Raw genomic sequence first — 23,354 nt, 5'->3', positions numbered from 1 at the left:
CGAGTTTCCTCGCTCTTTTTTTATTTGTCATAAACAATATATCATGAAATTTAAGCGATTCTAAATACAGTAAGGCGGATGTTAGTATTTCCTGTCGCAGGGATCGTAATCTCATTAAGAGTAGATTGAACAGAAATTCTTGCACCAGCTGCTAATGTTTCGATTGTAGTAAATGAAAGTGAGTCGCCTATTAAATTTGAAGAGAAATTATCAGTTGCGACTGCTCCATTAATTGAAATTCCTACTCCGAGTGGAGCGCATCCTGGCGCAGTTGTAGAAATGGATACGCTAATTACATAAATACCACCGTTAATAACAGTAACTGTATCTGTGCCGTTGAAGATAATATTGTTTACGTTAATTGCAGTACTAAAAATAAAGTTATTAAATTGCAGTACTGTTTGCTGAATATTGTTTGTTACAACAATTGTTGCTATAGGGAAGCTAGGTCCAGTAGGCCCAGTAGGTCCGGTAGGTCCACCAGAAGGTCCAGTAGGTCCAGTAACTCCTATGCCAGTAGCGCCGGTAGCACCCGTTGGTCCTTGAACGCCTTGAGGTCCAGTAGCGCCAGTAGCACCTGTGTTGCCTTGAACACCTTGAGGTCCAGTGGCACCGGTAGCGCCAGTAGCACCTGTGTTACCTTGAACGCCTTGAGGTCCAGTAGCACCTGTGTTACCTTGAACACCTTGAGGTCCAGTGGCACCGGTAGCGCCAGTAGCACCCGTGTTACCTTGAACACCTTGAGGTCCAGTAGCGCCAGTGGCACCAGTAGCACCTGTGTTACCTTGAACGCCTTGAGGTCCGGTAGCGCCAGTAGCACCAGCAGGCCCTTGAGCACCTTGAGGTCCAGTATCGCCAGTGGCACCAGTAGCACCTGTGTTACCTTGAGCACCTTGAGGTCCAGTAGCGCCAGTGGCACCAGTAGCACCTGTGTTACCTTGAGCACCTTGAGGTCCAGTAGCGCCAGTGGCACCAGTAGCACCTGTGTTACCTTGAACACCTTGAGGTCCAGTGGCACCGGTAGCGCCAGTAGCACCTGTGTTACCTTGAACACCTTGAGGTCCAGTGGCACCGGTAGCGCCAGTAGCACCTGTGTTACCTTGAGCACCTTGAGGTCCAGTAGCGCCAGTGGCACCAGTAGCACCTGTGTTACCTTGAGCACCTTGAGGTCCAGTAGCGCCAGTGGCACCAGTAGCACCTGTGTTACCTTGAGCACCTTGAGGTCCGGTAGCGCCAGTGGCACCGGTAGCACCTGTGTTACCTTGAGCACCTTGAGGTCCAGTAGCACCAGTAGCGCCGGTAGCACCAGTAGCACCTGTGTTACCTTGAGCACCTTGAGGTCCAGTGGCACCGGTAGCGCCAGTAGCACCCGTGTTACCTTGAGGTCCAGTGGCACCGGTAGCGCCAGTAGCGCCCGTGTTACCTTGAGGTCCGGTAGCGCCAGTAGCACCCGTGTTACCTCGAGGTCCAGTGGCACCGGTAGCGCCAGTAGCACCCGTGTTACCTTGAGGTCCAGTAGCGCCGGTAGCGCCCGTGTTACCTCGAGGTCCAGTGGCACCAGTAGCACCCGTGTTACCTTGAGGTCCAGTGGCACCGGTAGCACCCGTGTTACCTTGAGGTCCAGTGGCACCGGTAGCGCCAGTAGCGCCCGTGTTACCTTGAGGTCCGGTAGCGCCAGTAGCGCCCGTGTTACCTCGAGGTCCAGTGGCACCGGTAGCGCCAGTAGCACCCGTGTTACCTTGAGGTCCAGTAGCGCCGGTAGCGCCCGTGTTACCTCGAGGTCCAGTGGCACCGGTAGCGCCAGTAGCACCCGTGTTACCTTGAGGTCCAGTAGCGCCGGTAGCGCCCGTGTTACCTCGAGGTCCAGTGGCACCGGTAGCGCCAGTAGCACCCGTGTTACCTTGAGGTCCAGTGGCACCGGTAGCGCCCGTGTTACCTCGAGGTCCAGTGGCACCGGTAGCGCCAGTAGCGCCCGTGTTACCTCGAGGTCCAGTGGCACCAGTAGCGCCTGCTGGTCCAGTAGGTCCGGTAGGCCCTTGAATAAACGAAGCAGAATTAACTAGAGCAGTTTGTAATGCTGCTATTAATTTAAGGAGCTCTTGAAGTGTGCAAGGGTCAATTCGGAATAATTTTGTAATGTATAGTAAATAGTTAATGAGATTTTGAAGCTCAATAAATACAGCGCTTGCTACAAAGGTTGGATTTCTTAATATAGTTATTAAGTTTTTAATAATAGCTAACCCTTGTGCTTTCAGGGAGGAAGTAGCGTCTAGTGAACAAATAAATTTACTTAGTAGGTTCAATGTATCGATTAGATCTTCAATATTTTGGGGAGATGGATTTGCAAAAAGTGTTGGGATTATTTTTGTTAAATCAATAATAATCGCACGAAATGTTCTAAGTTGAGCTTTAGTAATTGGGATTGATGGAGTATTTGGTATTCGTCCAGCGCTACTTGGAAAGCATGGTTTGGAGAATTTGTTTTGATTGTCGTTATAACGAGACATTAAATCTCTCCTTTCTCACGAAAATGTGAACGAAACTCATCATAGTAGATGCAGAAATTAGTTAAATGGTCATAGTAAAATCGTTTGTTTAAAGAAAAAATAGAAAAAACGCCTTACAATAAGGCGTTTTTTCTATTTTCTGCGTATTGATAATATCGCTTTAATGAAATTTTTGATTTGAATCCAGCGAGTTTTATAATTTCTGATTCAGGAGTTTCTTTTTTTATTAAGTTTAAAATATAGGTGTTACGAAAATGTTGTCCTGAAATTCCTTTACGTAAATTGGCTCTAGCCACTTCGAGGCGAATCATTTTTTGTATAGCAATTTCCGTTAATGCCTTTGGTGCATCATTTTCATATACCCATCTGTATGTTCCACGGTTAAAATCGAATGCGACAAATAATGGATCATCACTATGGTATTTGGGACGAACTGGTTCCGGGATGCTTTTGTAATAATTATATAGTTGTTTTTTGTCTTCTTTTGCTAATGTAATTGTTCTTTCTACACCTGCGGTTGCTGGGATTGATAATGTGTTAGTTTCAAAGTGAACGTGATGCATTGTTAATGCTGTAAGTTCCTGTAAGGATAAACCGTAGTCAATCAATAGATTTAAAATAGCAATATTGCGATCCATTAATAAGGGGCGCACAGGAAGTTGTTTTTCTGAAAGTCCTTCTAATGAAGTGACTATATACTTTAACCTTTTTTCTTCATCAGGTGAAATGAAATCTTCGTTACGAAGTGTACGGTCTGGTTGAATAGATATCTCCATATTTTTCAATGGATTAGGAATGTTTAGAAAATGATGCATTCTATTTAGTACAATAAATACACGATGCATCGTTTTTTCTGAGTAATGTCGATTCGTTTTTAAATCGGAAAAGTAATCTTCGTAGTCTTTTGTACAAAGTGTAGCCCATATATTACTGGAAGGGAGCTTTTTGTTTTTTTCTAACCAATGTCCGAAGTCTTCAACGTCATAAACATAACGTTTAATAGTTGAGGGTTTTCGGCCTTTATTCAATAAAAAAATAGAAAAGGCTTGTATTGTATCATGGAATTCCGTTGTCTCCATAGTCCCACCACCTTAATTATTTCTTATATTATAGCAAACTTTTCTGAAAATAGGCATTTACAAGGGGGACAGGAATAATAATATTTGGTGAGTGGATAAAATGAGGTGATTGTATGGAACAATCGATGCGAAAGAAGAACAATAATCAAATTAATATTGTGTTAAACCATCGAAAGAAAATTTCTTTGCCAGCCGCAGAAAATAAAACGGTAATTTCAAATGAAACTACAATTAAACATGAAATGCTGCAGAGAATTGAAGAAGAGATGGGGAAGCTTGTTGGGATGGATGATATAAAAAAGATAATAAAAGAAATATATGCTTGGATTTATGTGAATAAAAAAAGACAAGAGAAGGGATTGAAGTCAGAGAAGCAAGTACTTCATATGCTGTTTAAAGGGAATCCAGGTACAGGGGAAGACAACAGTTGCTAGAATGATAGGAAAATTGCTGTTTGAGATGAATATTCTATCGAAAGGCCACTTGGTTGAAGCTGAACGTGCTGATCTTGTAGGAGAGTACATCGGCCATACAGCCCAAAAAACAAGAGACTTAATAAAAAAAGCAATGGGAGGTATTTTGTTTATTGATGAGGCGTATTCTTTAGCTCGAGGAGGAGAGAAGGACTTTGGGAAAAGAAGCAATTGATACGCTTGTAAAACATATGGAAGATAAACAACATGGTTTTGTATTGATTTTAGCTGGATATTCAAGAGAGATGAATCACTTTCTTTCATTAAATCCAGGGCTGCAATCTCGTTTTCCATTTATTATTGAATTTGCGGATTACTCGGTAAATCAGTTGTTGGAAATTGGGAAAAGAATGTATGAAGAGCGTGAATATCAGTTATCGAAAGAGGCTGAATGGAAATTTAGGGATCATTTACATGCTGTAAAGTATTCGTCGCAAATTACATCGTTTAGTAATGGGCGGTATGTACGGAATATTGTTGAAAAATCAATTCGTACACAGGCGATGCGGTTGTTGCAAGAAGATGCCTATGATAAAAATGATTTAATTGGAATATCGAGTATGGATTTGATGCTCGAAGAGGAGACGCACAGTACATAAACTGTGCGTCGATTTTGTGTATAAGTTCGTTTACTCTTTTTTTGCTTTTTCTTGGTGTGCTTTATGGAAGTGTTCCATTTTAGCGCTCTTTTCGTGTGCTGAATTAGGATCGTGCCCGAATTGATTTACTGAGCTTTTTTGAGCTCCTTTATTAACGTGGTTTGTCATGTGTATTCACCTCACTTTAAAAATTAGTATAAACATTATATAAAGAAAAAATCGTTAGAAAAGAAAAACCTCTTTACGATATGTAAAGAGGTTAGATTGCTATTTATGCATTGAACGTTCTTTCGTTTCGATACGTCTGTGCGGTAAATGCCATTTGTAATGAATAGAAACCATGCGGAAGCAAACAATTAAAATGAATAAAATGTAAAGAGCCCAATCGCTAACAATAATTTGAGCGCCAATTAAGAAACCTGCTAAAATTGTCCAAAAGGCATATACTTCAGCTCGAAGAACGAGAGGTTTTCTGCGGGCTAAAAGATCGCGAATGATACCGCCGCCGATACCAGTTAAAACAGCTGCTACAATTGTGGCGCTAATTGGTAAATTTAATTTTTGGGCATATAATGCTCCTTGTACAGCAAATGCTGATAAGCCGATAGCGTCAGTGATATTTTCCCACTTTTTCCAATGTCTAATTAACTTATTTGGAAAAAGAAAAATAATAGTCATTGATAAAAGTGCGATTTGGAATAACATGTCTTGTTGCCAAAACGCGACAATCGGATAACCGATTAATAAATTACGAAGGGCACCTCCCCCAAATGCGGTTGCCATTCCTAAAATATACACCCCGAAAATATCATAATCCTCTTCCATTGCAATAATGGCTCCGCTTAGTGCGAAAGCGATTGTGCCTATGATGCTAAAAATCTCCCATGCCATGAATTTTCTCCCCCGCTAACTAGATGAAATGTGCTTCCTCTGCTATTATATTAGAAGGTTTAAATTTCGAAAAGGATGAGTGAACATATTTGATGGAAGAAAAAGAAAAAGTCATATTAGTAGGCTGTCAATTGCCACAAGATGATGATGAAAAATTTATGCATTCCATGAAAGAGCTTGCATCACTAGCGAAGACTGCACGAGCAGAATTGTTAGTGTCAACAACGCAAAAACGACCAAAGTTTCATCCGGCAACTTACATAGGTAAAGGGAAATTAGAAGAGCTTACAATGTTAACTGAAGAATTAGAGCCGGATGTTATTGTATTTAATAATGAATTAACGCCGAGTCAAATTCGGAATTTATCCTCAGTATTAGATGCGAGAGTAATTGATCGAACGCAACTAATACTGGATATTTTTGCGCAACGTGCGAAGTCGAGGGAAGGTAAGCTTCAAGTAGAATTAGCTCAGTTGCAATATACAATGCCGCGTCTTATGGGGCAAGGATTGTCCTTATCGCGTCTTGGTGGTGGTATTGGAACGAGAGGACCGGGTGAGACGAAATTAGAGACGGATCGTCGTCATATTCGATCCCGTATTGATGAAATAAAGAAACAACTTGCAGTTGTTGTGGAACATCGAAAAAGATATCGTGAGAGAAGAAAAGATAATAAAGTATTTCAAGTTTCGTTAATAGGGTATACAAATGCAGGGAAATCGACACTGTTTAATAGATTAACGGAAGCTGATACGTTTGAAGAAAACCTTCTGTTTGCAACATTAGACCCAACGACGAGGAAGATGCCGTTACCTTCTGGTTATACAGTATTACTAACCGATACTGTTGGTTTTATACAAGATTTACCCACTTCATTAATCGCTGCTTTTCGTTCGACACTGGAAGAAGCGGGGGAAGCAGATGTCATTTTACATGTAGTTGATTCTGCGGATCCTAACTACATAGGGCATGAAAAAACAGTAAAACGATTATTATCAGAACTTGAAATTAATCATATTCCTATTATTACGTTATATAATAAAAAAGATGAATTACATCAAAACTTTATTCCGTTTCCGAAAAGTGATTTCTTAATGACTAGTGCTTTTGAAGAAAGTGATGTATTGCGTATAAAAGAAGCGATAGAAATGAAAATGAAGAAAGAAATGGATCGTTATCGAGTAGAAATCCCTCCGAGTGAAGGTAAGTTATTAACGCTTTTAAAGACGGAAACGCTATTAGCAAAGATGGAGTTTCTGGAAGATAAATTTGTATATGATTGTGCAGGGTATATTTTTACTCATTCATCGCTTAATGTGCAATTAAAGAGATTTTTAGTGGAAGAAGGAGAAAATAAAAATGTTTGATCGTTTGAAAAATGGAGAAAAAATTGCTCCAATCGTAAAAGAAGTAGAGAGTCAGATTACAGAAGTACATAAACGTGCGGATGAAGTAATTGAAAGTAATCAGTTTCGTGTATTAGAAAGTTTTGGTAAACATAAAATTAGTGACTCGCATTTTATCCCGACGACAGGTTATGGTTATGATGATATTGGCCGTGATACGTTAGAAAAAGTGTATGCTGATGTGTTTGGAGCGGAAGCTGGACTTGTTCGTCCGCAAATTATTTCAGGTACTCACGCTATTTCTACAGCGTTATTCGGTATTTTACGTCCAGGAGATGAGTTATTGTACATCACTGGAAAACCGTATGATACGTTAGAGGAAATCGTTGGCGTGCGTGGGAAAGGTGTAGGTTCATTTAAAGAATATAATATTGGTTACAATGCAGTTCCGCTAACTGAAGGTGGGCTTGTTGATTTTGAAGCTGTTGCAGCAGCGATTCATAGTAATACGAAAATGATCGGTATTCAGCGTTCGAAAGGTTATGCTACTCGTCCATCGTTTACTATTTCTCAAATTAAAGAGATGATCGCGTTTGTTAAAGAAATTAAACCTGATGTTGTTGTGTTTGTAGATAACTGTTATGGTGAGTTTATTGAAGAGCAAGAGCCATGTCATGTTGGTGCAGATTTAATGGCGGGTTCGCTTATTAAAAACCCGGGCGGCGGAATTGTTAAAACTGGCGGTTATATTGTCGGGAAAGAACAGTATGTTGAAGCGTGTGCATATCGTTTAACATCTCCGGGAATTGGTGCGGAAGCTGGAGCGTCTTTATACAGTCTGCAAGAAATGTATCAAGGGTTCTTCTTAGCGCCACATGTTGCAGGACAAGCGCTGAAAGGTGCAATTTTTACAGCTGCGTTTTTAGAAAAGTTAGGAATGAACACGTCACCAGCGTGGAATGCGCCAAGAACAGACTTAATTCAATCTGTTCAATTTGATGATAAAGACCGTATGATTGCCTTCTGCCAAGCGATTCAATATGCATCTCCAATTAATTCGCATTTTACTCCGTATGCAAACTATATGCCAGGTTATGAAGATGATGTAATCATGGCGGCGGGAACATTTATTCAAGGTGCAAGTATTGAATTGTCTGCTGATGGTCCAATTAGACCACCGTATGTTGCATATGTGCAAGGTGGCTTAACGTATTCGCATGTTAAAATTGCGATTTGTTCTGCAATTGACGAATTGATTGAAAAGAATTTATTAACAATTTCTTAATGGGGAGCTGTCGATATCGGCAGCTTTTTTCGTATAAAAGTAACGATTTATGCGATTAGAAAAAAGAATGAAAAAATTTATAAAAAAATCATGTAAGAAAAGCTAACATCTATTGACACTAAACATAACATGTTATAAAATGAGAAGCAGTTAAGGCGAAGGAGGAACTGAAAAATGAAAGAAGATAGACGTTCTGCCCCGCTGTTTCCAATTGGTATTGTTATGGATTTAACACAATTGTCTGCACGTCAAATTCGCTACTATGAAGAGCATAATCTTGTTTCTCCAACCCGTACAAAGGGGAATCGTAGATTGTTTTCATTTAACGATGTAGATAAGTTGTTAGAAATTAAAGATTTGTTAGATCAAGGCCTGAATATGGCTGGTATTAAACAAGTGTTACTAATGAAAGAAAATCAAACAGAAGCAGTGAAAGTAAAAGAAGAAACGAAAGAAATTTCAAAAACTGAGCTTCGCAAAATACTTCGAGATGAACTACAACATACAGGTAGATTCAATCGAACTTCATTGCGACAAGGTGACATTTCAAGATTTTTTCACTAAAGATAACTGATTCTGAAGGCGATTAGAGGGACTAAGGAGGAATTTATAATGTCTAGATACACAAAAGAAGATATTTTCCGTTTGGCGAAAGAAGAGAATGTAAAGTATATCCGTTTACAATTTACGGACCTTTTAGGGGTAATTAAAAACGTAGAGATTCCAGTGAGACAATTAACGAAAGCTCTTGATAACAAAATGATGTTTGATGGATCTTCGATTGAAGGTTTCGTACGTATTGAAGAGTCTGATATGTATTTATATCCTGATTTAGACACTTGGGTAATTTTCCCTTGGACAGCTGAAAAAGGTAAAGTAGCTCGACTAATCTGTGATATTTACAATGCAGATGGCACTCCATTTGATGGAGACCCACGTAACAACTTAAAACGTGTGTTAAAAGAAATGGAAGCTTTAGGATTTTCAGACTTCAATCTTGGACCAGAGCCAGAATTCTTCCTATTTAAGGTGGATGAAAAAGGAAATCCAACATTAGAACTAAACGATAACGGTGGATACTTCGACCTTGCGCCGATGGATCTAGGGGAAAACTGTCGTCGTGATATCGTTCTTGAACTTGAAGAAATGGGATTTGAAATTGAAGCATCTCACCATGAGGTTGCTCCAGGACAGCACGAAATTGACTTTAAATATGCAAATGCAATTCGCTCATGTGATGACATTCAAACATTCAAACTTGTTGTAAAAACAATTGCTCGTAAACATGGTTTACACGCAACGTTTATGCCAAAACCACTATACGGTGTGAACGGTTCAGGTATGCACTGTAACTTATCATTATTTAAAAATGGTGAGAACGTATTCTTTGATGCAAACGGTGACTTACAATTAAGTGATGATGCTCGTCACTTCATCGCAGGTATTTTAAAACATGCACCAGCATTTACAGCGATAGCAAACCCAACTGTAAACTCATACAAACGTCTAGTACCTGGATATGAAGCACCTTGTTACGTAGCATGGTCTGCACAAAACCGTAGCCCGTTAGTACGTATCCCTGCATCTCGTGGTATTAGTACACGCGTAGAAGTACGTAGTGTTGACCCAGCTGCAAACCCATATTTAGTAATGGCTACATTATTAGCTGCAGGTCTTGATGGAATTAAAAACAAATTAACTCCACCAGCAGCAGTAGAGGAGGTAACATCTATGTAATGACAAAAGAAGAGCGCGAAGAAGCAGGTATCGTTGACTTACCAGCAACATTAGCGCAAGCATTAGTTACATTACAATCTAATGAAGTAGTATGCGGTGCACTAGGAGAACACTTACTTGAGCACTTCATCGAAGCGAAAGAGATTGAGTGGGATATTTTTAGAACACAAGTTCACCAATGGGAACGCGATCAATATATGTCTCTTTACTAAGAGGCTTGAACCCTTGATACAACTCGTATCAAGGGTTTTTTAATTCCCTATTATTACAATTTTATGTGGTTGCAAAATGAAAAACAGCCACATAAAAGCCAATAATTAATAACAAGTAGTGATATCATAGAAAAACATTATCAGATAAATGTAAGTTTTATATAATTTGTGAAATGAAAAAGCCTTGATACTACGGTATCAGGGCTTTTTTAGTGAAGTTATTGGATATGTTAACTACTAGATAATGGATTGTTTTTGGTTATTTTGAATCATGTTACTAAGAAAATCTTTTCAAAAGAATTGATTTTATCTTTTTTAATCACTTGTGCTAAAACTTAATAATTCTTTACTGCCTGTACAACGCGACCAATTATTTTTACATCTTCAGCTGAAAGGTCGTAAGTTTTTGGTTCGTGGATAGGGTCATTACTCAATGGTATTAAAGTAATGATGCTTCCGGATTTTGAAATCTTTTTCACGGTAGCATCATAACCATTGACTTTTACAACAGCAATTTGTCCGTTTTCAACATAAGGAGTTTCCTCTACTAAAACATAAGAACCATCAGGGAATTCGAGATTCATGCTAGTGCCTTTTACAGTAAGATAAAAATACTTTTTACGCTTGTTTAAAAATGTACTTAGCATGGGTAAATAGCCTTCGATATTTTCTTCAGCGAGTATGGGTGTACCGGCTGCTACAGAACCAATGATAGGAATGTAAATAATGTTTGATTGATCGTTTTGGATGGTTTCATAAATAGAAACTTCTTCTTTAACAGTATTGTCCTCTTGAGTTGCGAGTCTTTCTAAATCATCAGTAGTGATTCCTAATCCCTTACAAACTTTTATGACATTATCAACAGATGCTTTACCAATCCCTCTTGATAACATGGATTGCAGTGTTGTGGGGGGGAGACCTATTTTTTCGGCGAAGGCTCTTTTACTATAGCCAGCTTCTTTTATTAAGCGTGTTACAACCTCTGCTTTTTTCATTACTTTCACCATCTTTCTTATTAAAATGTATACGATATTGCGTATTTCTGTATATATCATAACCTAACTAAAATTGTTAGTAAATAGAAAAGCATACGAAATTGAGTGTTTAAATACGTTTTTTTGTTGACTAAATACGAAATTGAGTATTTAAATACGTTTTTTTGTTGACTAAATACGAAATTGAGTTTATATTTAAATGGAAATGAACGCAATATCGTACGAAAAACAGGTGGTGAGTAAATGTATCCGAATTTGCGTGCAGAGATGGCGAGAAAAAGAATTATGATTACACAAATTTCTTCGCATCTGAAACTTCGCCACGCAACAGTGAGCGACAAAATAAATGGTAAATTTCGTTTTTATTATGATGAAGCTTTTGAAATTAAGAAAACTTTTTTTCCAGAACATAGTTTGGAATATCTTTTTGAATTTGAAGAAAATGAAGCGAATTGAAATCGGAGGAAATTTACTTAAAATGTAACCCTATAATCGAATTATTGAATGATGATTTAGTAAGAGGGTTCATATCAAAGTATTTAATTTAAATTCTGATAACTAGTTAATTTGTAAAAAGAAAGTAAAGAATTATGCGTAGTGCGAAATTATCTCAATGCAATAAAGATAGTCCAAAATTAGTAGTGAGGAGGAGATGAGGATGGGGCAATTAATTGACTCATCAGTACATAGTTCATTAGTATTTGAAGTTAATGGCAAAGTAGTAACGGATAGTTTGGTAATTGCGAAGATATTCAAAAAAAATCACTTCGACGTTTTGAAGGAAATTCGAAAACAAATTGTATATGTAGGTGAAGAGTTTGGAGGAGAAAATTTTCACGAGTCCACTTATTTTAATTCAAAGAATAGGCGAATCCCTAAATATGATTTAACAGAAGAAGCATTCACGTTACTTGTTATGGGATATACCAGTAGAGAAGCGGTTGGAATGAAAATTAAATTTATGAAAGAGTTCAAACGAATGAAGCAATATATACAAAATCAACAAAATGTGCCAAAGGACCCAATGGGGGTTTTAAAGTTAACATTTGCTGCGTTAGAAGGACATACTCAGCAGATACAAGAGATAAAGTCTGAGGTGAAGGGTTTGCGAGAAAATACGCCGCTTTATGCTATCGAGTGTGAAGAGATAACAAGGGCTGTAAAAAGCTTAGGTGTTATGTTATTGGGAGGTAAAAATTCAAATTCTTATCAGGATATCGGCCTTAGAAGGAAGTTATATAGAGATATTTATAGTCAGTTACATCGGGAATTTGGTGTGAATAGTTATAAAGCTATTAAACGTTATCATTTGGATAGAGCAATACAAATGATTAATGAAGAATATTCAATTCCAACTGTTTTAAATGAAGAAATTACAGTTAAAAACTCACAAATAAATATGGCAGACATTCAGTAGGAGGAAAGAACATGCAAAGAAAGATTTTAGTAATTACTAGCAGTTTAGCAGGGTTACCAACTGTCAGTGAATTTAAAACAAAAGAAGATGCAAAAGAGCAGGTTAGAAAGCTTATTCAAAAAGGAATGAGTCAAAATGTGATTCGTATAACACAAGAAATTCCAATGAATATCGAAATTCAAGTGGATGTTGAACTTGAGGAATAAGAGAGGTTTAGAAGAAAATAGATATGGATAGCATGATTGTTTTGAATGAATGCATAAGAAAAGAATCCGTTGCAGCGGATTCTATAAGAAAAAATATCTCTAGATAAGTATAACATTGAATACCGTTTTTGAGAATTTATGAGGTGGCTAGTATGGGGATTATTCGAGTGAAAAAAGATAGTAATTATTCCGTTATAAATAATACTGGTTTAAAAGATGAAAGGTTGTCATGGAAAGCGAAAGGAATCTTAGCCTATGCGCTTACATTACCAGACGATTGGACTTTTCATATTAGTGAATTAGCTCGACATGCTAAGGATGGAGAAGATTCGCTCCGTACAGGTTTTAAGGAATTAAAAGAATTAGGTTATGTAAAACGTTATCCTGTTCGTGATGGGAATACGAAAAAAATTGCAAGGTGGGATACGGAAATTTACGAAACGCCACAAAGGGACATGCCACAAATGGAAAACCAAGATGTGGTAAAGCCATATGAGGAAAATCAGAAACTACTAAATACTAATAGACTAAATACTAATAAACGAAATAATAATGATTATGATGATATGGATCAATTAGAATCTCGTGTATTCATCAATGAGAGGGTTAAAGTAAGTTGTAACTTTATTAAGGGGATGGGCATTCCGTTAAGTGAAATTGCAATTGCAGAGTTGGGGAGCTTTTGTAATTTGTTTAGTGGGGAGTTAATTCAGCATGCAATTAATAAAGCTGTTGATGAGAATGCGCCAAGATGGAACTACATTAAGGCTATATTGAGGAATTGGAAGGAGCAAGAAGTTAAAACATTAGTTGATGTGGCTATACTAGATAGACGTTTCGAAATGAGCAAGAAAAAGAAATATAACGGGACAGGTAGGAAGTATTCAAATAGAAAAGAGATTGTACCCGATTGGTTATATAAAGATGATGAATCAACAAATCTAGAAGAGGAAAGAAAAACCGTGCAGTCTACTGATGAAGAGCGTGAGAGATTACAAGAAGTGTTAAATAAATATAGGTCATAAGAAAAAATGCTAGATGATTTACAAGCAATAAAGATTGAAAAGGCTAATAAGCATATTCATGCTATTAAATTAGTATTAAGAGACTTTGTAAAAAGAACGGAAGTGGGTGAATCAGTAAGTGTTCGAATGGCTCAAAGATTATAAGAAGTTAGAAGAAGAAATTGCTTATTTAGAATACAACTTAGATAAATCAAAAGCCGAATTGAAGCGTTGGATTAGCGGTGATTTGCAAAATGTACGATTAACGGCTGAATCGGAAGGGGCTAAGGTAGAAGGGCGGATTGAAGCAATTGAATATGAATTAGCTCATAAAATGAATGAGGAGTATGATTTAAAGCTTTTGATTAATAAGTTTACAGGACTGGATCATCAAATACTTAAAATGAAATATGTTGATGGAATGACTTTAGAGCAAATTGCGTTTGAATTACATTATAGTACAGGCTATATACGCCGAAAACATGCTGAAATAAGGAAGATTGTCAAGTTTTTAGATGGATTTTAGTGTTACCTTTTTGTAGGATACATGCAGTGTACAGAAAGTATTGAAAAAGTGATTTATAGTAGTAATATAAGATTTCGACGAAAGGGCAACTATTTTTATGGTTGCTCTTTTTGATGTGAAAGAAGGTGAGTAATATGAAGTGATTTGATGGATTAATAGGTCTTTAGCTTCTAGTTATATTTAGTAAAGTAGTAGTTTTACAGGCGAAAATAATAGAAAAATAAGGAGATGTTTAATGATGAGTTTATTAGCTGCTTCAGTCAAAACAAAGAATTTGCCACAACAGGTGTTACGTTGGCAATCAATGGTAGAAAGCGAATGTTCTGCACAAGGTGTACCTGAGTTAGTTCCTTACGTGCTTGGAATTATTATGGTGGAAAGTGGAGGGAATTCTGAAACGACACCTGATATTATGCAATCCAGTGAATCACAAGGGTGGGCAATGAATACAATTAAAAACCCGAAAGATTCAATTTATTACGGAGTGAAGCATTTAAAGGGTGCTTTTGATGATGCGAAGAAAAATGGAATTACAGATTTAAGTGCCATTGTTCAATCATATAATTTTGGACGAGCTTACCTTCGCTGGTTAGCATCTAACAATAAACAGCATTCATTACCGGTGGCAGATCTGTATTCTAAAACGGTTGTTGCGCCATCACTTGGAAATACGACCGGTGCTATGGTGAAATATAGTAACCCTATCGCTGTTGCCTACAATGGTGGTTATCGATATAAAAACGGGGGGAATTTCTTCTACTCTGAAATTGTTAAACAATATGTAGATTTTGATGGAGGAACTGGTGGTGGTGTGCCGCAACCAGAGGGTATTGGATTTGCCAAATCAAAGTATCCAGAGGGATTTGGTGTTAACTATCATGATAAACCACATGGCTCTTTTCAAGGACGTTTTACAACAGCAGCGGAAGTATTATATTGGGGTGCCTACTGGGGAGCAGATGGTGATGTTTGGTTAGATTTAGGTAGAAGTCGTTGGGTAAAGGCTGAACATTATAATTACTGGCCTTTCAAAGCAGTATCAAAGTATCCAGAAGGATGGGGAGTAAATTATTACGATGGTATTGATGGTCCATATAAAGGTAGAATTTCTTCAAAAGCGCCTGTCATGATTTATGCTCGTAAAGAAGGATGGATTGATGTTGGTAGAAATAGTTGGGCGCCAGAAGAACATTTTGATATTTTAGATATTCGATAAAAGGGTAGTAAAATTAGTTGAACAATGATTCATTGCTTATTCAAAATATCCAGTAGTTTATGGTATTAACACATATGATGGTCCTAATAGGAATTATACAGGTAATGTAGATGGATTTGTTCCATATAGGGTTTATGCACGACAAGATGGTTGATTTGATATTGGAAATGGTGCGTGGTTAAAAGAAGAACATTTTGATGTTAGGTAACGGCGGAGAGCTTTTCATTCTGTTCATCTTTAGATTTGAAAAACTATAATATATTAGAAAAATAATAAATATAGACAGTGAACGAAGGTGCTCATTTAAGTACCTTTTTTATATTTTGTAAAAATAGAAAGGAAGATTAATATGGCAAAATTTATTTATCCAACGGATACAACAAGAGTAACAAGTGGTTTTAGGGGTGACAGACCAGATCACCATGGGGTAGACCTTGCTGAATCGGGTTATCATCCGATTTATGCAGCGGCTAGCGGACAAGTTAGTCGTTCTTATCTTTCATCCAGTTATGGTGAATGTATTATGATTGTGCATACTATTGATGGAGTTACATGGGAAACTGTATACGCTCATATGCGTAGTGGTTCTCGAACGGTTAAAGAAGGCGATTACGTTATACAGGGACAAACAATTGGAGTAATGGGAGAAACGGGGCAGGCCAGTGGCCAACACTTACATTTTGAATTGCATAAAGGACGCTGGAATGTTAGTAAGAGTGATGCTGTGAACCCGTTAGACTACTTGGGCAAAGGTGGCGGAAACGGTGTGCCGCAACCAGAGGGTATTGGATTTGCCAAATCAAAGTATCCAGAAGGGTTTGGTGTTAACTATCATGATAAACCACACGGCTCTTTTCAAGGACGTTTTACAACAGCAGCGGAAGTATTATATTGGGGTGCCTACTGGGGAGCAGATGGTGATGTTTGGTTAGATTTAGGTAGAAGTCGTTGGGTAAAGGCTGAACATTATAATTACTGGCCTTTCAAAGCAGTATCAAAGTATCCAGAAGGATGGGGAGTAAATTATTACGATGGTATTGATGGTCCATATAAAGGTAGAATTTCTTCAAAAGCGCCTATCATGATTTATGCTCGTAAAGAAGGATGGATTGATGTTGGTAGAAATAGTTGGGCACCTGAAGAACATTTTGATATTTTAGACATTCGATGAAAGGTTTAGAGTCACTCATATGAGTGGCTCTTTATTTTGGAATCTGGGCATGACAGAGGAAGAAAAATGGCGGTGTGTACTGAACTAAGTTGTTTTCGTGTCTCGATTCGAGAATGAAAGGAGTAGTTTAGTGACTAATTTGTTTAAAGGCTGCTGCATAAACGCTGTGACTATTCTATGTAAAGATATTACAAAGCACTTAGTCAAGTTACCAAAGAAAAAATGATTCGAAATTTTAGAGGAGCAAATTATATCTAGCTTTGCCAAGGGTGAAAAGTACTAAAAAAGTATGGGGCAATACCATGAAATTACAAGGAATCTTAGAGAGGTTCTACAATCATAATTACTGTGAAAAATACAAAAGGTGAAATAGATAAAACAGTGACTAAAATGCAACAGACAAATGAAGAGTTTAACAAATCCATAGAAATATTAACGAAAAAAAGTGAAATCACAAACGAATTAAACACAGTAAAAATTCCTACAAAAGTTGATGGTGCGGGCTCTATTGAGGGACATATAGATGAGACAGATAAAAAAGAAGGAACTCAATAATGAAACGCAAAGCCAAGCATATGTAATATAGGATTTTTAATTTTAAATTAAATAAGAAGTGGGAAAGAGGTGGAAATATGGATGGTTTACAAGAGGTGCAAAGTAATGTTCAGGAAATAAGGCAAGATATTAAGGATATACGATTAGAGATTAGAAGTTTAGAAATGCGGACGACAGGTAATGAAAAAGATATTATTAATATCAATAAGCAATTAGATAAAATCAGTGCTAATACAACTTGGATCTTACGCCTTATTATCGGTGGAATAATTGGAGTTGCTCTTACCTTCTTTTTGAAAGGGGGAGGTATGTAATGATTGAAATTACGGCAATGATTGGGGTTGTTGTAGGAATTTCACAAATTGCAAAAACAACTGGACTGCAAACAAAATATATCCCAGTATTTAATTTGACGCTTGGCATTACGTTAGGCGTTTTATTTTTGTCTCAAGATACCAAAATGAATATATTTCAAGGAATAATTATCGGATTATCAGCAAGTGGATTATTTGATCATACGAAAATTATGAAAAAGGATGACAATAAGCAATGAAAAAGAAATGCAAATATATTTTATCCATATTTGTTACTATGATTTTAATAGTAACAATTGAAACCAATGCATTTGCTGATAGAACGCTACTTATTCCTGAATTGCCTAAGCAACCTTTCCGTTATGGTGTTGGTGCTTTTGAAGGTGTTGTGGCACATTCTACAGCTACCCCTGAGGCGCCAGCAATTAATATTCAAAAATATGAGTCTCGTACATGGCGTTCGGCATTTGTTCATTATGCAGTTGATTGGGAAGAAAAGATTCAAATAGCATCTATTAAATATCGTGCATGGGGGGCAGGTCCAGCAGCAAATACTAGATTTGTTCATGTTGAATTGTGTGAGACAAGTGATTCATCCAAATTCAAACGTTCTTATGAGCGATATGTAAAGTTAATTGGAGAAATCTTGCGAGAACGAAATATTCATCCTTCTAAGGGCCTATGGACACATAAGGATGTTACCTATAAATTAGGTGGAACAGATCATGAGGACCCTCTTGATTATCTTCGTAGTCATGGTGTATCTGAGGCTAAATTTCGAGCGGATGTGTTAAATGTCTATAACAGTGATTCAGTTGCGGTTGATGCTAAACCACAAGAGTCAAATGATTTACCTAGCATAGTGGAGGCGAATGGTGTTGGAAATATTGAGGGATACAATGTAAACTTGCGTTCTGGACCATCAGCTAAGAACAAAGTCATTCGTAAACTACAAAAGGGTGAGACATATAAAGTAGGTAAGAAGGTAGGAGATTGGTTAGATATTGGAAGTAATCAGTGGATTTATTATGATTCCTCATATATCCGTTACAAGGGGATGGATGCTTCTACATTAGTTGGTAAAAAGGTTATTTCCAAAGTGGACAATCTACGATTCTATGAATCCCTATCTTGGCAGGATAAAGATGTTGCTGGTACTGTAAATATAGGATTAGGATTCACTATTGATGCTAAAGTAAGTGTAAATGGATCTCCACAATATAAAGTACACAACAGCAAAGGGAAAACATACTATTTAACAGCAAATGAAATTTATATATATGTGAAATAAAAAAAGACCGCCTGTAATAGGTGGTCTTTTTTTATTTATTATATTCGTAATTTCTATGAGTTCTAAATCAATTGATTTTTCTATTTTCAAAGTTCAATCAATTTGTCTATGTACCAATGAGTTTGTACTCCTATATATCGATTCTATTTTGAGGATGGGCTAATATTATTTATTTCTATTTAATATAGACTGAAGAGACTGTTCTACCTTACACATTTCACCTAATATAGGATTATCATAATAACTACAAGAGTCGAGATGTGCTCAAACGCTATCAAAAATCTTGAAATCTAGTCTGGATAGTAAAGAAAGTTCTTTAGTTTCTAATATAACGACAGCTGCTTTGTAATGTTTATTTATATCATCAATCATTCTTTCCAAGATGTTAATAATATTATTTATTTGTTTTTTAATTCAGTAATATTTTTAGCATGCATTAGTATTTAAATACCTCTATTTTAAGTGTTTATTTGGTGCTTTTTGTATATCGATAATCCATTTTAAAGGCCAATTTTGTAGAAGTAAAACTGGATCCACCACCTTTAAACTTGCTCCCACTTATTTTGGATTTTTAGCGCAATTTAAAACTTGTTAAATTCAGAGGATATATTCCATACATAAGTTCACCGATGGGAACGCGGTCGGTATATGTCCCTATACGAAAAGAAAAGCTTTGATACTATGGTATCCGGACTTTTCTTTTCGCGGGCAAAAGAGGCGCTTGTGAAATGTCTGAAAAAATCAAAGAGATTATTTGAGGTGGTACCGTATATTTTTAATTTAATGTAAAAGGTTTAATCATTTTGCAGTTCAGGAAGAGGTGGTTGAACAAGTGTTTAATATGCGTGGTAGCTGTGAACATATATAGAATAATTGTATTGTATGTTTTGCTCGACGTTTGATGTTGTGAGTGTGAATAGTGCTAAATATAAAAATGAAAAATACAGTACCTTGCAATAAATAATACCAAGTGGTATATTATGGATAAAACAGGTACCGTGTATTGAACAGTACTAAGATAGGAAAGGAGGATGGCACTTGAACGTTCAGTTTAAAAAAGGTGTGCTTGAACTTTGTGTATTAGCACTTGTAAAACGTAAAGATAGTTACGGTTATGAACTTGTTCAGCAAATTTCTAATAAATTTTTAATATCGGAAGGGTCAGTATACCCTTTATTACGTCGTTTGACGAAAGAAGGGTATTTTCAAACGTATTTAAAGGAATCTACGGAAGGGCCACCTCGTAAATATTATCAATTAACAGAGCAAGGGGAGACGCAATTTCATTTGTTAGTAACAGAATGGCGTGATTTTGCGAAAGGGGTACAAGAAATTATTGAAGGGGTGGAATGGGATGAGTAAAGAAGGGTTTCTTAAAGAATTATCAAGTTATCTTAGAAAGTTACCAGAGGAAGAGAGGCAAGATATTTTATTGGATTATGAAGAGCACTTTCAGTTTGGACTAGAAGAGGGGAAAACTGAATCGGAAATAATACAGAGCCTTGGTTCTCCGAAAGTAATCGCGAAAGAATTACTTGCGATGTATCGCTTCGATGAAATGAAAAAAAATCCATCGACTTCAAATGTGACAAGAGCTGTTATGGCAGCGATTGGACTTAGTTTGTTTAATTTTATTATTGTGTTAGGCCCGTTAGTCGCAATTATTGCTTTTATATTTTCTTTTTGGATCGGTGGTATTGCTAGTGTAGTAACACCATTTTTCATTATTGGAAAAGTATTTATGGGTACTTTTATATGGTTGGATCTTTTCGTTAGTATAACGTTTGTTGGGGTAGGTTTATTGTTATGTATTATCGCTTTTTATAGTACAAAGTGGTTTAAGAGATTGTGTGTACGATATGTAATATGGAACTTCAAAATGATAAAAGGAGAGTAAATGATGAAAAAACTATTTTTAATCGCTATCGCTTGTATCATTATTGGAGTAATAGGAATTTCCCAAACATATGAAAAAGCAGTACAAACTGCTGAAAAAGGCGATAAAGAAAATGTAATTAAAAACGAAACATTAAAAAATATAGAAGTTAAGTTAGATGCCGGGGATATTATTGTCCAAAAATCTCCTGACTCTTCTTTTTATGTAAAGCAATCGGGAGATGTACGTAAACAAGAGATTCGTATCGCAGAAGATGGTGACACATTAAAAATTATTGGGGAAAGAGAAAAAGGTGCTTCATTTGATTTTTCTTTTTACGATTTTAGGTTTCAAACGTCTAAATTGACTCTCCTTGTGCCCGAACGCTCTTACCAAGATGTAAAAGTAAATTCATCTGCTGGACAAATCGAAATGAGTGATGTGAAAAGTGATAGCGTAAGTGTTAGAACACTTGCTGGAGAAGTAGAGTTGAAACAAGTAACGGCTAAGAATGTGGAGGGATCGACAAAAGCTGGTGAGGTGAACTTTAAGAAGGTATTAGGGAAAGTGACCGCAAAAACAACAAGTGGGGAAATAAATATTCAAGATCATGATTCTAAGTATAATCTAGAAGCAAGTTCAACTGCGGGAGATATAGATATTACTTTATCGGAAAAACCACAAGATGCGGTAATTACTGGGCAAAGTGCTGCTGGAGATGTAACAATTTTTAATGAAGAAAATAAAAATGTAACAATTGGAAATGGCAGTAAAAAGATTAGCGGTAAAACGGCTGCGGGAGATGTGACGATTGAAACTCGTTAATAAGAAATAGAATGCATGGAAATCTATCAAAATACAAAAAGAAGATAATTACCGTATATAAATAAGGTAATTATCTTCTTTTTTTTATTTTTAATGTAAATCACGATATACGCCAATTACTTTCCCGATAACTGACACTTGTTTTAAAATGATAGGTTCTAATGAAGAGTTTTCTGGTTGTAGACGGAAATGGTCTTTTTCTTTATAGAAACGTTTAACTGTTGCTTCGTTATCCTCTGTTAAAGCGACTACAATTTCACCATTATATGCAGACTGCTGTTGGCGAACAACAACTAAATCTCCATCGAAAATACCAGCTTCAATCATACTATCTCCAGAAATACGTAACATGAACACTTGGTCTGCTCCAGCAACAATACTAGCTGGAAGTGGGAAATGTTCTTCTACGCTTTCGACCGCTGTAATTGGTAAACCAGCAGTGACTTTTCCGACAATTGGAACTTGAATAACAGATTGTGTTTCCGTATCCATTCGGTCTTCACCTAAAATTTCAATTGCACGTGGTTTTGTTGGATCGCGTCGAATGTATCCTTTTTCTTCTAATCGTGATAAATGTCCGTGCACTGTAGAACTAGAAGCGAGGCCGACTGCTTGACCAATTTCACGTACGGAAGGTGGATATCCTTTTTCTTGTACTTTTAGCTTAATAAAGTCGAGAATGTCTTGCTGGCGTTTCGTTAACTTTTCCATGTTTTCTAACACCTCGTTTTCTTTCATTTTTCTTATTAATAAGTATAACATGTGAAAAAACATTCTACAAACATAAGTTCGAACAAATGGCGGATTTATGTTACACTATAGGGAAATAATAGGGAGAAAGAGGGGTTCAAAATGAATGCAATTATTTATGCACGTGTGAGTACAACGAAAGAAGCGCAAGAAACATCATTATTACGTCAAAAAGATGAATTATTGCATTTAGCTGAGCGCTATCAAATGAATGTTACTAAGGTGATTGAAGAGCAGGCTAGTGGATATACAATTGAACGTGACGGTATATTAGAGGTGTTGGATACAATTCGAGACGAACAAATTGATGTGTTACTTATACAAGATGAAACGCGTCTTGGTAGAGGAAATGCGAAGATCGCGTTAATGCATTGTTTACATAAAGAAGGCATAAAAGTATATACGCATACACATAATGGTGAATTACAATTGTCGGATTCTGATTCAATGGTATTAGATATTATTGGTATTGTTGAAGAATATCAAAGAAAGATTCATAATTTGAAAATTAAACGAGGTATGCAACGTGCAGTAGAAAAAGGTTATCGTCCAGAAAAAAATTTAAAAAATCGTCATTTAAGTGTAGGAAGAGAGAAAAAAGAAGTGCCAATTGAGGAAATTGTACGTTTGCGAAAAAGTGAACTCACGTTTGAAGAAATTGCAGCAACATTACGTGGATTTGGTCATAATGTTTCAAAGGCGACTGTACATCGTAGATATGTAGAGTATACGAAGCAATTGCTTGATAAAGAAGAGTAACTATTGTATGATAATAATCAGTTTTGATTAGAAGGGGGATTCGAGATGATTAATCACGAACTCGTTGAACGCATTAACTTCTTAGCGAAAAAAGCAAAAGCTGAAGGTTTAACTGAAGAAGAGCAACGTGAGCGTCAATCGCTACGTGAACAATATTTAAAAGGATTTCGTCAAAATATGTTAAACGAACTTAAAGGTATTAAAGTTGTTAACGAAGAAGGTACAGATGTTACACCGACGAAATTAAAAGCTTTAAAAAAGCAAGATAATGCAAGATTAAATTAAAAGATGGGCGAAGCCCATCTTTTTTATATTTAAAA

Annotated in this window: 26 protein-coding genes and 2 pseudogenes; 22 read left to right on the top strand and 6 right to left on the bottom strand. The window is 36.8% G+C overall.

The features are described 5' to 3' along the window. Positions 1–50 precede the first annotated feature (50 nt). Together BC_RS18510 and BC_RS18505 are read right to left on the bottom strand one after the other, a co-directional pair. Positions 51–2,507, bottom strand: coding sequence for a Gly-Xaa-Xaa repeat protein (locus BC_RS18510; RefSeq protein ID WP_000092667.1), 2,457 nt, complete (start codon positions 2,505–2,507; stop codon positions 51–53). A gap of 113 nt (positions 2,508–2,620) precedes the next feature. Beyond that, a complete protein-coding gene (locus BC_RS18505; RefSeq protein ID WP_000450326.1) occupies positions 2,621–3,586 on the bottom strand; it encodes a tyrosine-type recombinase/integrase in 966 nt (321 codons plus the stop codon). 113 nt (positions 3,587–3,699) lie between these two features. Here BC_RS18505 and spoVK point away from each other — a divergent pair. Continuing rightward, positions 3,700–4,658: pseudogene (gene spoVK, locus BC_RS18500) on the top strand (stage V sporulation protein K). Positions 4,659–4,688: 30 nt separating this feature from the next. Here spoVK and BC_RS27730 read toward each other — a convergent pair. Together BC_RS27730 and BC_RS18495 are read right to left on the bottom strand one after the other, a co-directional pair. Then, positions 4,689–4,826: a hypothetical protein gene (locus BC_RS27730; protein ID WP_000181500.1), complete on the bottom strand. Its 138-nt coding sequence runs from the start codon at positions 4,824–4,826 to the stop codon at positions 4,689–4,691. 99 nt (positions 4,827–4,925) lie between these two features. Continuing rightward, positions 4,926–5,549: a trimeric intracellular cation channel family protein gene (locus tag BC_RS18495; RefSeq protein WP_000312258.1), complete on the bottom strand. Its 624-nt coding sequence runs from the start codon at positions 5,547–5,549 to the stop codon at positions 4,926–4,928. A gap of 92 nt (positions 5,550–5,641) precedes the next feature. On the opposite strand from BC_RS18495, the gene hflX reads away from it, so the two are divergent. From hflX to glnA, 4 genes and pseudogenes are all read left to right on the top strand, one after another. Beyond that, a complete protein-coding gene (gene hflX, locus BC_RS18490; RefSeq protein WP_000391393.1) occupies positions 5,642–6,916 on the top strand; it encodes a GTPase HflX in 1,275 nt (424 codons plus the stop codon). Further along, a complete protein-coding gene (locus BC_RS18485; RefSeq protein ID WP_000460286.1) occupies positions 6,909–8,180 on the top strand; it encodes an aminotransferase class I/II-fold pyridoxal phosphate-dependent enzyme in 1,272 nt (423 codons plus the stop codon). The genes hflX and BC_RS18485 overlap by 8 nt, the downstream gene beginning before the upstream one ends. A gap of 174 nt (positions 8,181–8,354) precedes the next feature. Then, the gene (gene glnR, locus BC_RS18480; protein WP_000656783.1) at positions 8,355–8,744 is read left to right on the top strand and encodes a transcriptional repressor GlnR; all 390 of its coding nucleotides are present in this window, start codon (positions 8,355–8,357) and stop codon (positions 8,742–8,744) included. Between the two features lie 48 nt (positions 8,745–8,792). Then, positions 8,793–10,129: pseudogene (gene glnA / locus BC_RS18475) on the top strand (type I glutamate--ammonia ligase). Between the two features lie 335 nt (positions 10,130–10,464). Here the strand turns inward: glnA and BC_RS18470 are convergent. Beyond that, entirely contained in the window at positions 10,465–11,124 is a 660-nt protein-coding gene (locus tag BC_RS18470; protein ID WP_011110319.1) for a LexA family protein, read from the bottom strand. A gap of 243 nt (positions 11,125–11,367) precedes the next feature. Between BC_RS18470 and BC_RS18465 the strand changes: the two genes are divergently transcribed. The 15 genes from BC_RS18465 to BC_RS18400 all read left to right on the top strand — a co-directional run bounded on the left by BC_RS18465 (position 11,368) and on the right by BC_RS18400 (position 21,525). After that, entirely contained in the window at positions 11,368–11,580 is a 213-nt protein-coding gene (locus BC_RS18465) for a hypothetical protein (RefSeq protein WP_000283431.1), read from the top strand. 202 nt (positions 11,581–11,782) lie between these two features. Further along, positions 11,783–12,541: a phage regulatory protein gene (locus BC_RS18460; RefSeq protein ID WP_000531223.1), complete on the top strand. Its 759-nt coding sequence runs from the start codon at positions 11,783–11,785 to the stop codon at positions 12,539–12,541. An 11-nt stretch (positions 12,542–12,552) separates the two neighbouring features. Then, complete coding sequence (locus tag BC_RS18455) at positions 12,553–12,747, top strand: hypothetical protein (RefSeq protein WP_001189065.1); 195 nt, start codon at positions 12,553–12,555, stop codon at positions 12,745–12,747. Between the two features lie 152 nt (positions 12,748–12,899). Then, entirely contained in the window at positions 12,900–13,772 is an 873-nt protein-coding gene (locus BC_RS18450) for a DnaD domain protein (protein ID WP_000511415.1), read from the top strand. 6 nt (positions 13,773–13,778) lie between these two features. Beyond that, a complete protein-coding gene (locus tag BC_RS27725) occupies positions 13,779–13,916 on the top strand; it encodes a hypothetical protein (protein WP_000883316.1) in 138 nt (45 codons plus the stop codon). Next, complete coding sequence (locus BC_RS18445; RefSeq protein WP_000464425.1) at positions 13,891–14,277, top strand: DUF1492 domain-containing protein; 387 nt, start codon at positions 13,891–13,893, stop codon at positions 14,275–14,277. Before BC_RS27725 ends, BC_RS18445 begins: the two co-directional genes overlap by 26 nt. 238 nt (positions 14,278–14,515) lie before the next feature. Next, on the top strand, positions 14,516–15,493 hold the full coding sequence (locus tag BC_RS18440; RefSeq protein ID WP_025921790.1) for a lysozyme family protein: 978 nt from the start codon (positions 14,516–14,518) through the stop codon (positions 15,491–15,493). A 349-nt stretch (positions 15,494–15,842) separates the two neighbouring features. After that, positions 15,843–16,664, top strand: coding sequence for a M23 family metallopeptidase (locus tag BC_RS18435; RefSeq protein ID WP_001051360.1), 822 nt, complete (start codon positions 15,843–15,845; stop codon positions 16,662–16,664). 348 nt (positions 16,665–17,012) lie between these two features. Then, a complete protein-coding gene (locus BC_RS18430; protein WP_002026207.1) occupies positions 17,013–17,219 on the top strand; it encodes a hypothetical protein in 207 nt (68 codons plus the stop codon). 77 nt (positions 17,220–17,296) lie between these two features. Next, positions 17,297–17,533, top strand: a complete 237-nt coding sequence (locus tag BC_RS18425; RefSeq protein WP_000348875.1) for a hemolysin XhlA family protein — start codon at positions 17,297–17,299, stop codon at positions 17,531–17,533. Then, entirely contained in the window at positions 17,533–17,772 is a 240-nt protein-coding gene (locus BC_RS18420) for a holin (RefSeq protein WP_000570187.1), read from the top strand. Before BC_RS18425 ends, BC_RS18420 begins: the two co-directional genes overlap by 1 nt. After that, positions 17,769–18,824 carry an N-acetylmuramoyl-L-alanine amidase gene (locus tag BC_RS18415; protein ID WP_000725954.1) on the top strand — a complete coding sequence of 352 codons (1,056 nt, stop codon included), beginning with the start codon at positions 17,769–17,771 and terminating at the stop codon, positions 18,822–18,824. The genes BC_RS18420 and BC_RS18415 overlap by 4 nt, the downstream gene beginning before the upstream one ends. A gap of 1,038 nt (positions 18,825–19,862) precedes the next feature. Then, on the top strand, positions 19,863–20,186 hold the full coding sequence (locus tag BC_RS18410; protein ID WP_001102628.1) for a PadR family transcriptional regulator: 324 nt from the start codon (positions 19,863–19,865) through the stop codon (positions 20,184–20,186). Continuing rightward, entirely contained in the window at positions 20,179–20,721 is a 543-nt protein-coding gene (locus BC_RS18405) for a DUF1700 domain-containing protein (protein WP_000031387.1), read from the top strand. Before BC_RS18410 ends, BC_RS18405 begins: the two co-directional genes overlap by 8 nt. Continuing rightward, positions 20,722–21,525: a DUF4097 family beta strand repeat-containing protein gene (locus tag BC_RS18400; RefSeq protein WP_000976237.1), complete on the top strand. Its 804-nt coding sequence runs from the start codon at positions 20,722–20,724 to the stop codon at positions 21,523–21,525. A gap of 90 nt (positions 21,526–21,615) precedes the next feature. Here BC_RS18400 and lexA read toward each other — a convergent pair whose 3' ends face one another. Beyond that, a complete protein-coding gene (gene lexA, locus BC_RS18395; RefSeq protein ID WP_000413738.1) occupies positions 21,616–22,236 on the bottom strand; it encodes a transcriptional repressor LexA in 621 nt (206 codons plus the stop codon). 141 nt (positions 22,237–22,377) lie between these two features. On the opposite strand from lexA, the gene BC_RS18390 reads away from it, so the two are divergent. Beyond that, positions 22,378–23,034, top strand: coding sequence for a YneB family resolvase-like protein (locus tag BC_RS18390; RefSeq protein ID WP_000991469.1), 657 nt, complete (start codon positions 22,378–22,380; stop codon positions 23,032–23,034). 45 nt (positions 23,035–23,079) lie between these two features. Next, positions 23,080–23,319 (top strand): DUF896 domain-containing protein, encoded by a 240-nt coding sequence (locus BC_RS18385; protein WP_000607016.1) that lies wholly within the window; start codon positions 23,080–23,082, stop codon positions 23,317–23,319. The last annotated feature ends 35 nt before the right edge of the window (positions 23,320–23,354 follow it).

It is taken from the genome of Bacillus cereus ATCC 14579 (genome assembly GCF_000007825.1).
GTDB classification, from domain to species: domain Bacteria; phylum Bacillota; class Bacilli; order Bacillales; family Bacillaceae_G; genus Bacillus_A; species Bacillus_A cereus.
The sequence above is the reverse complement of the archived record's forward strand: the minus strand, read 5'-3'. Positions and strand labels throughout refer to the sequence as shown.

Bases quoted from the DNA above. Each gene is read 5' to 3' on its own strand.
- BC_RS18415 (WP_000725954.1), top strand. From the start codon at position 17,769: ATGAAAAAGAAATGCAAATATATTTTATCCATATTTGTTACTATGATT.
- BC_RS18385 (WP_000607016.1), top strand. From the start codon at position 23,080: ATGATTAATCACGAACTCGTTGAACGCATTAACTTCTTAGCGAAAAAA.
- BC_RS18460 (WP_000531223.1), top strand. From the start codon at position 11,783: ATGGGGCAATTAATTGACTCATCAGTACATAGTTCATTAGTATTTGAA.
- BC_RS18505 (WP_000450326.1), bottom strand. From the start codon at position 3,586: ATGGAGACAACGGAATTCCATGATACAATACAAGCCTTTTCTATTTTT.
- BC_RS18510 (WP_000092667.1), bottom strand. From the start codon at position 2,507: ATGTCTCGTTATAACGACAATCAAAACAAATTCTCCAAACCATGCTTT.
- BC_RS27730 (WP_000181500.1), bottom strand. From the start codon at position 4,826: ATGACAAACCACGTTAATAAAGGAGCTCAAAAAAGCTCAGTAAATCAA.
- lexA (WP_000413738.1), bottom strand. From the start codon at position 22,236: ATGGAAAAGTTAACGAAACGCCAGCAAGACATTCTCGACTTTATTAAG.
- BC_RS27725 (WP_000883316.1), top strand. From the start codon at position 13,779: ATGCTAGATGATTTACAAGCAATAAAGATTGAAAAGGCTAATAAGCAT.
- BC_RS18435 (WP_001051360.1), top strand. From the start codon at position 15,843: ATGGCAAAATTTATTTATCCAACGGATACAACAAGAGTAACAAGTGGT.
- BC_RS18485 (WP_000460286.1), top strand. From the start codon at position 6,909: ATGTTTGATCGTTTGAAAAATGGAGAAAAAATTGCTCCAATCGTAAAA.
- BC_RS18440 (WP_025921790.1), top strand. From the start codon at position 14,516: ATGAGTTTATTAGCTGCTTCAGTCAAAACAAAGAATTTGCCACAACAG.
- glnR (WP_000656783.1), top strand. From the start codon at position 8,355: ATGAAAGAAGATAGACGTTCTGCCCCGCTGTTTCCAATTGGTATTGTT.
- BC_RS18425 (WP_000348875.1), top strand. From the start codon at position 17,297: ATGGATGGTTTACAAGAGGTGCAAAGTAATGTTCAGGAAATAAGGCAA.
- BC_RS18420 (WP_000570187.1), top strand. From the start codon at position 17,533: ATGATTGAAATTACGGCAATGATTGGGGTTGTTGTAGGAATTTCACAA.
- BC_RS18400 (WP_000976237.1), top strand. From the start codon at position 20,722: ATGATGAAAAAACTATTTTTAATCGCTATCGCTTGTATCATTATTGGA.
- BC_RS18495 (WP_000312258.1), bottom strand. From the start codon at position 5,549: ATGGCATGGGAGATTTTTAGCATCATAGGCACAATCGCTTTCGCACTA.
- hflX (WP_000391393.1), top strand. From the start codon at position 5,642: ATGGAAGAAAAAGAAAAAGTCATATTAGTAGGCTGTCAATTGCCACAA.
- BC_RS18405 (WP_000031387.1), top strand. From the start codon at position 20,179: ATGAGTAAAGAAGGGTTTCTTAAAGAATTATCAAGTTATCTTAGAAAG.
- BC_RS18470 (WP_011110319.1), bottom strand. From the start codon at position 11,124: ATGAAAAAAGCAGAGGTTGTAACACGCTTAATAAAAGAAGCTGGCTAT.
- BC_RS18465 (WP_000283431.1), top strand. From the start codon at position 11,368: ATGTATCCGAATTTGCGTGCAGAGATGGCGAGAAAAAGAATTATGATT.
- BC_RS18450 (WP_000511415.1), top strand. From the start codon at position 12,900: ATGGGGATTATTCGAGTGAAAAAAGATAGTAATTATTCCGTTATAAAT.
- BC_RS18390 (WP_000991469.1), top strand. From the start codon at position 22,378: ATGAATGCAATTATTTATGCACGTGTGAGTACAACGAAAGAAGCGCAA.
- BC_RS18455 (WP_001189065.1), top strand. From the start codon at position 12,553: ATGCAAAGAAAGATTTTAGTAATTACTAGCAGTTTAGCAGGGTTACCA.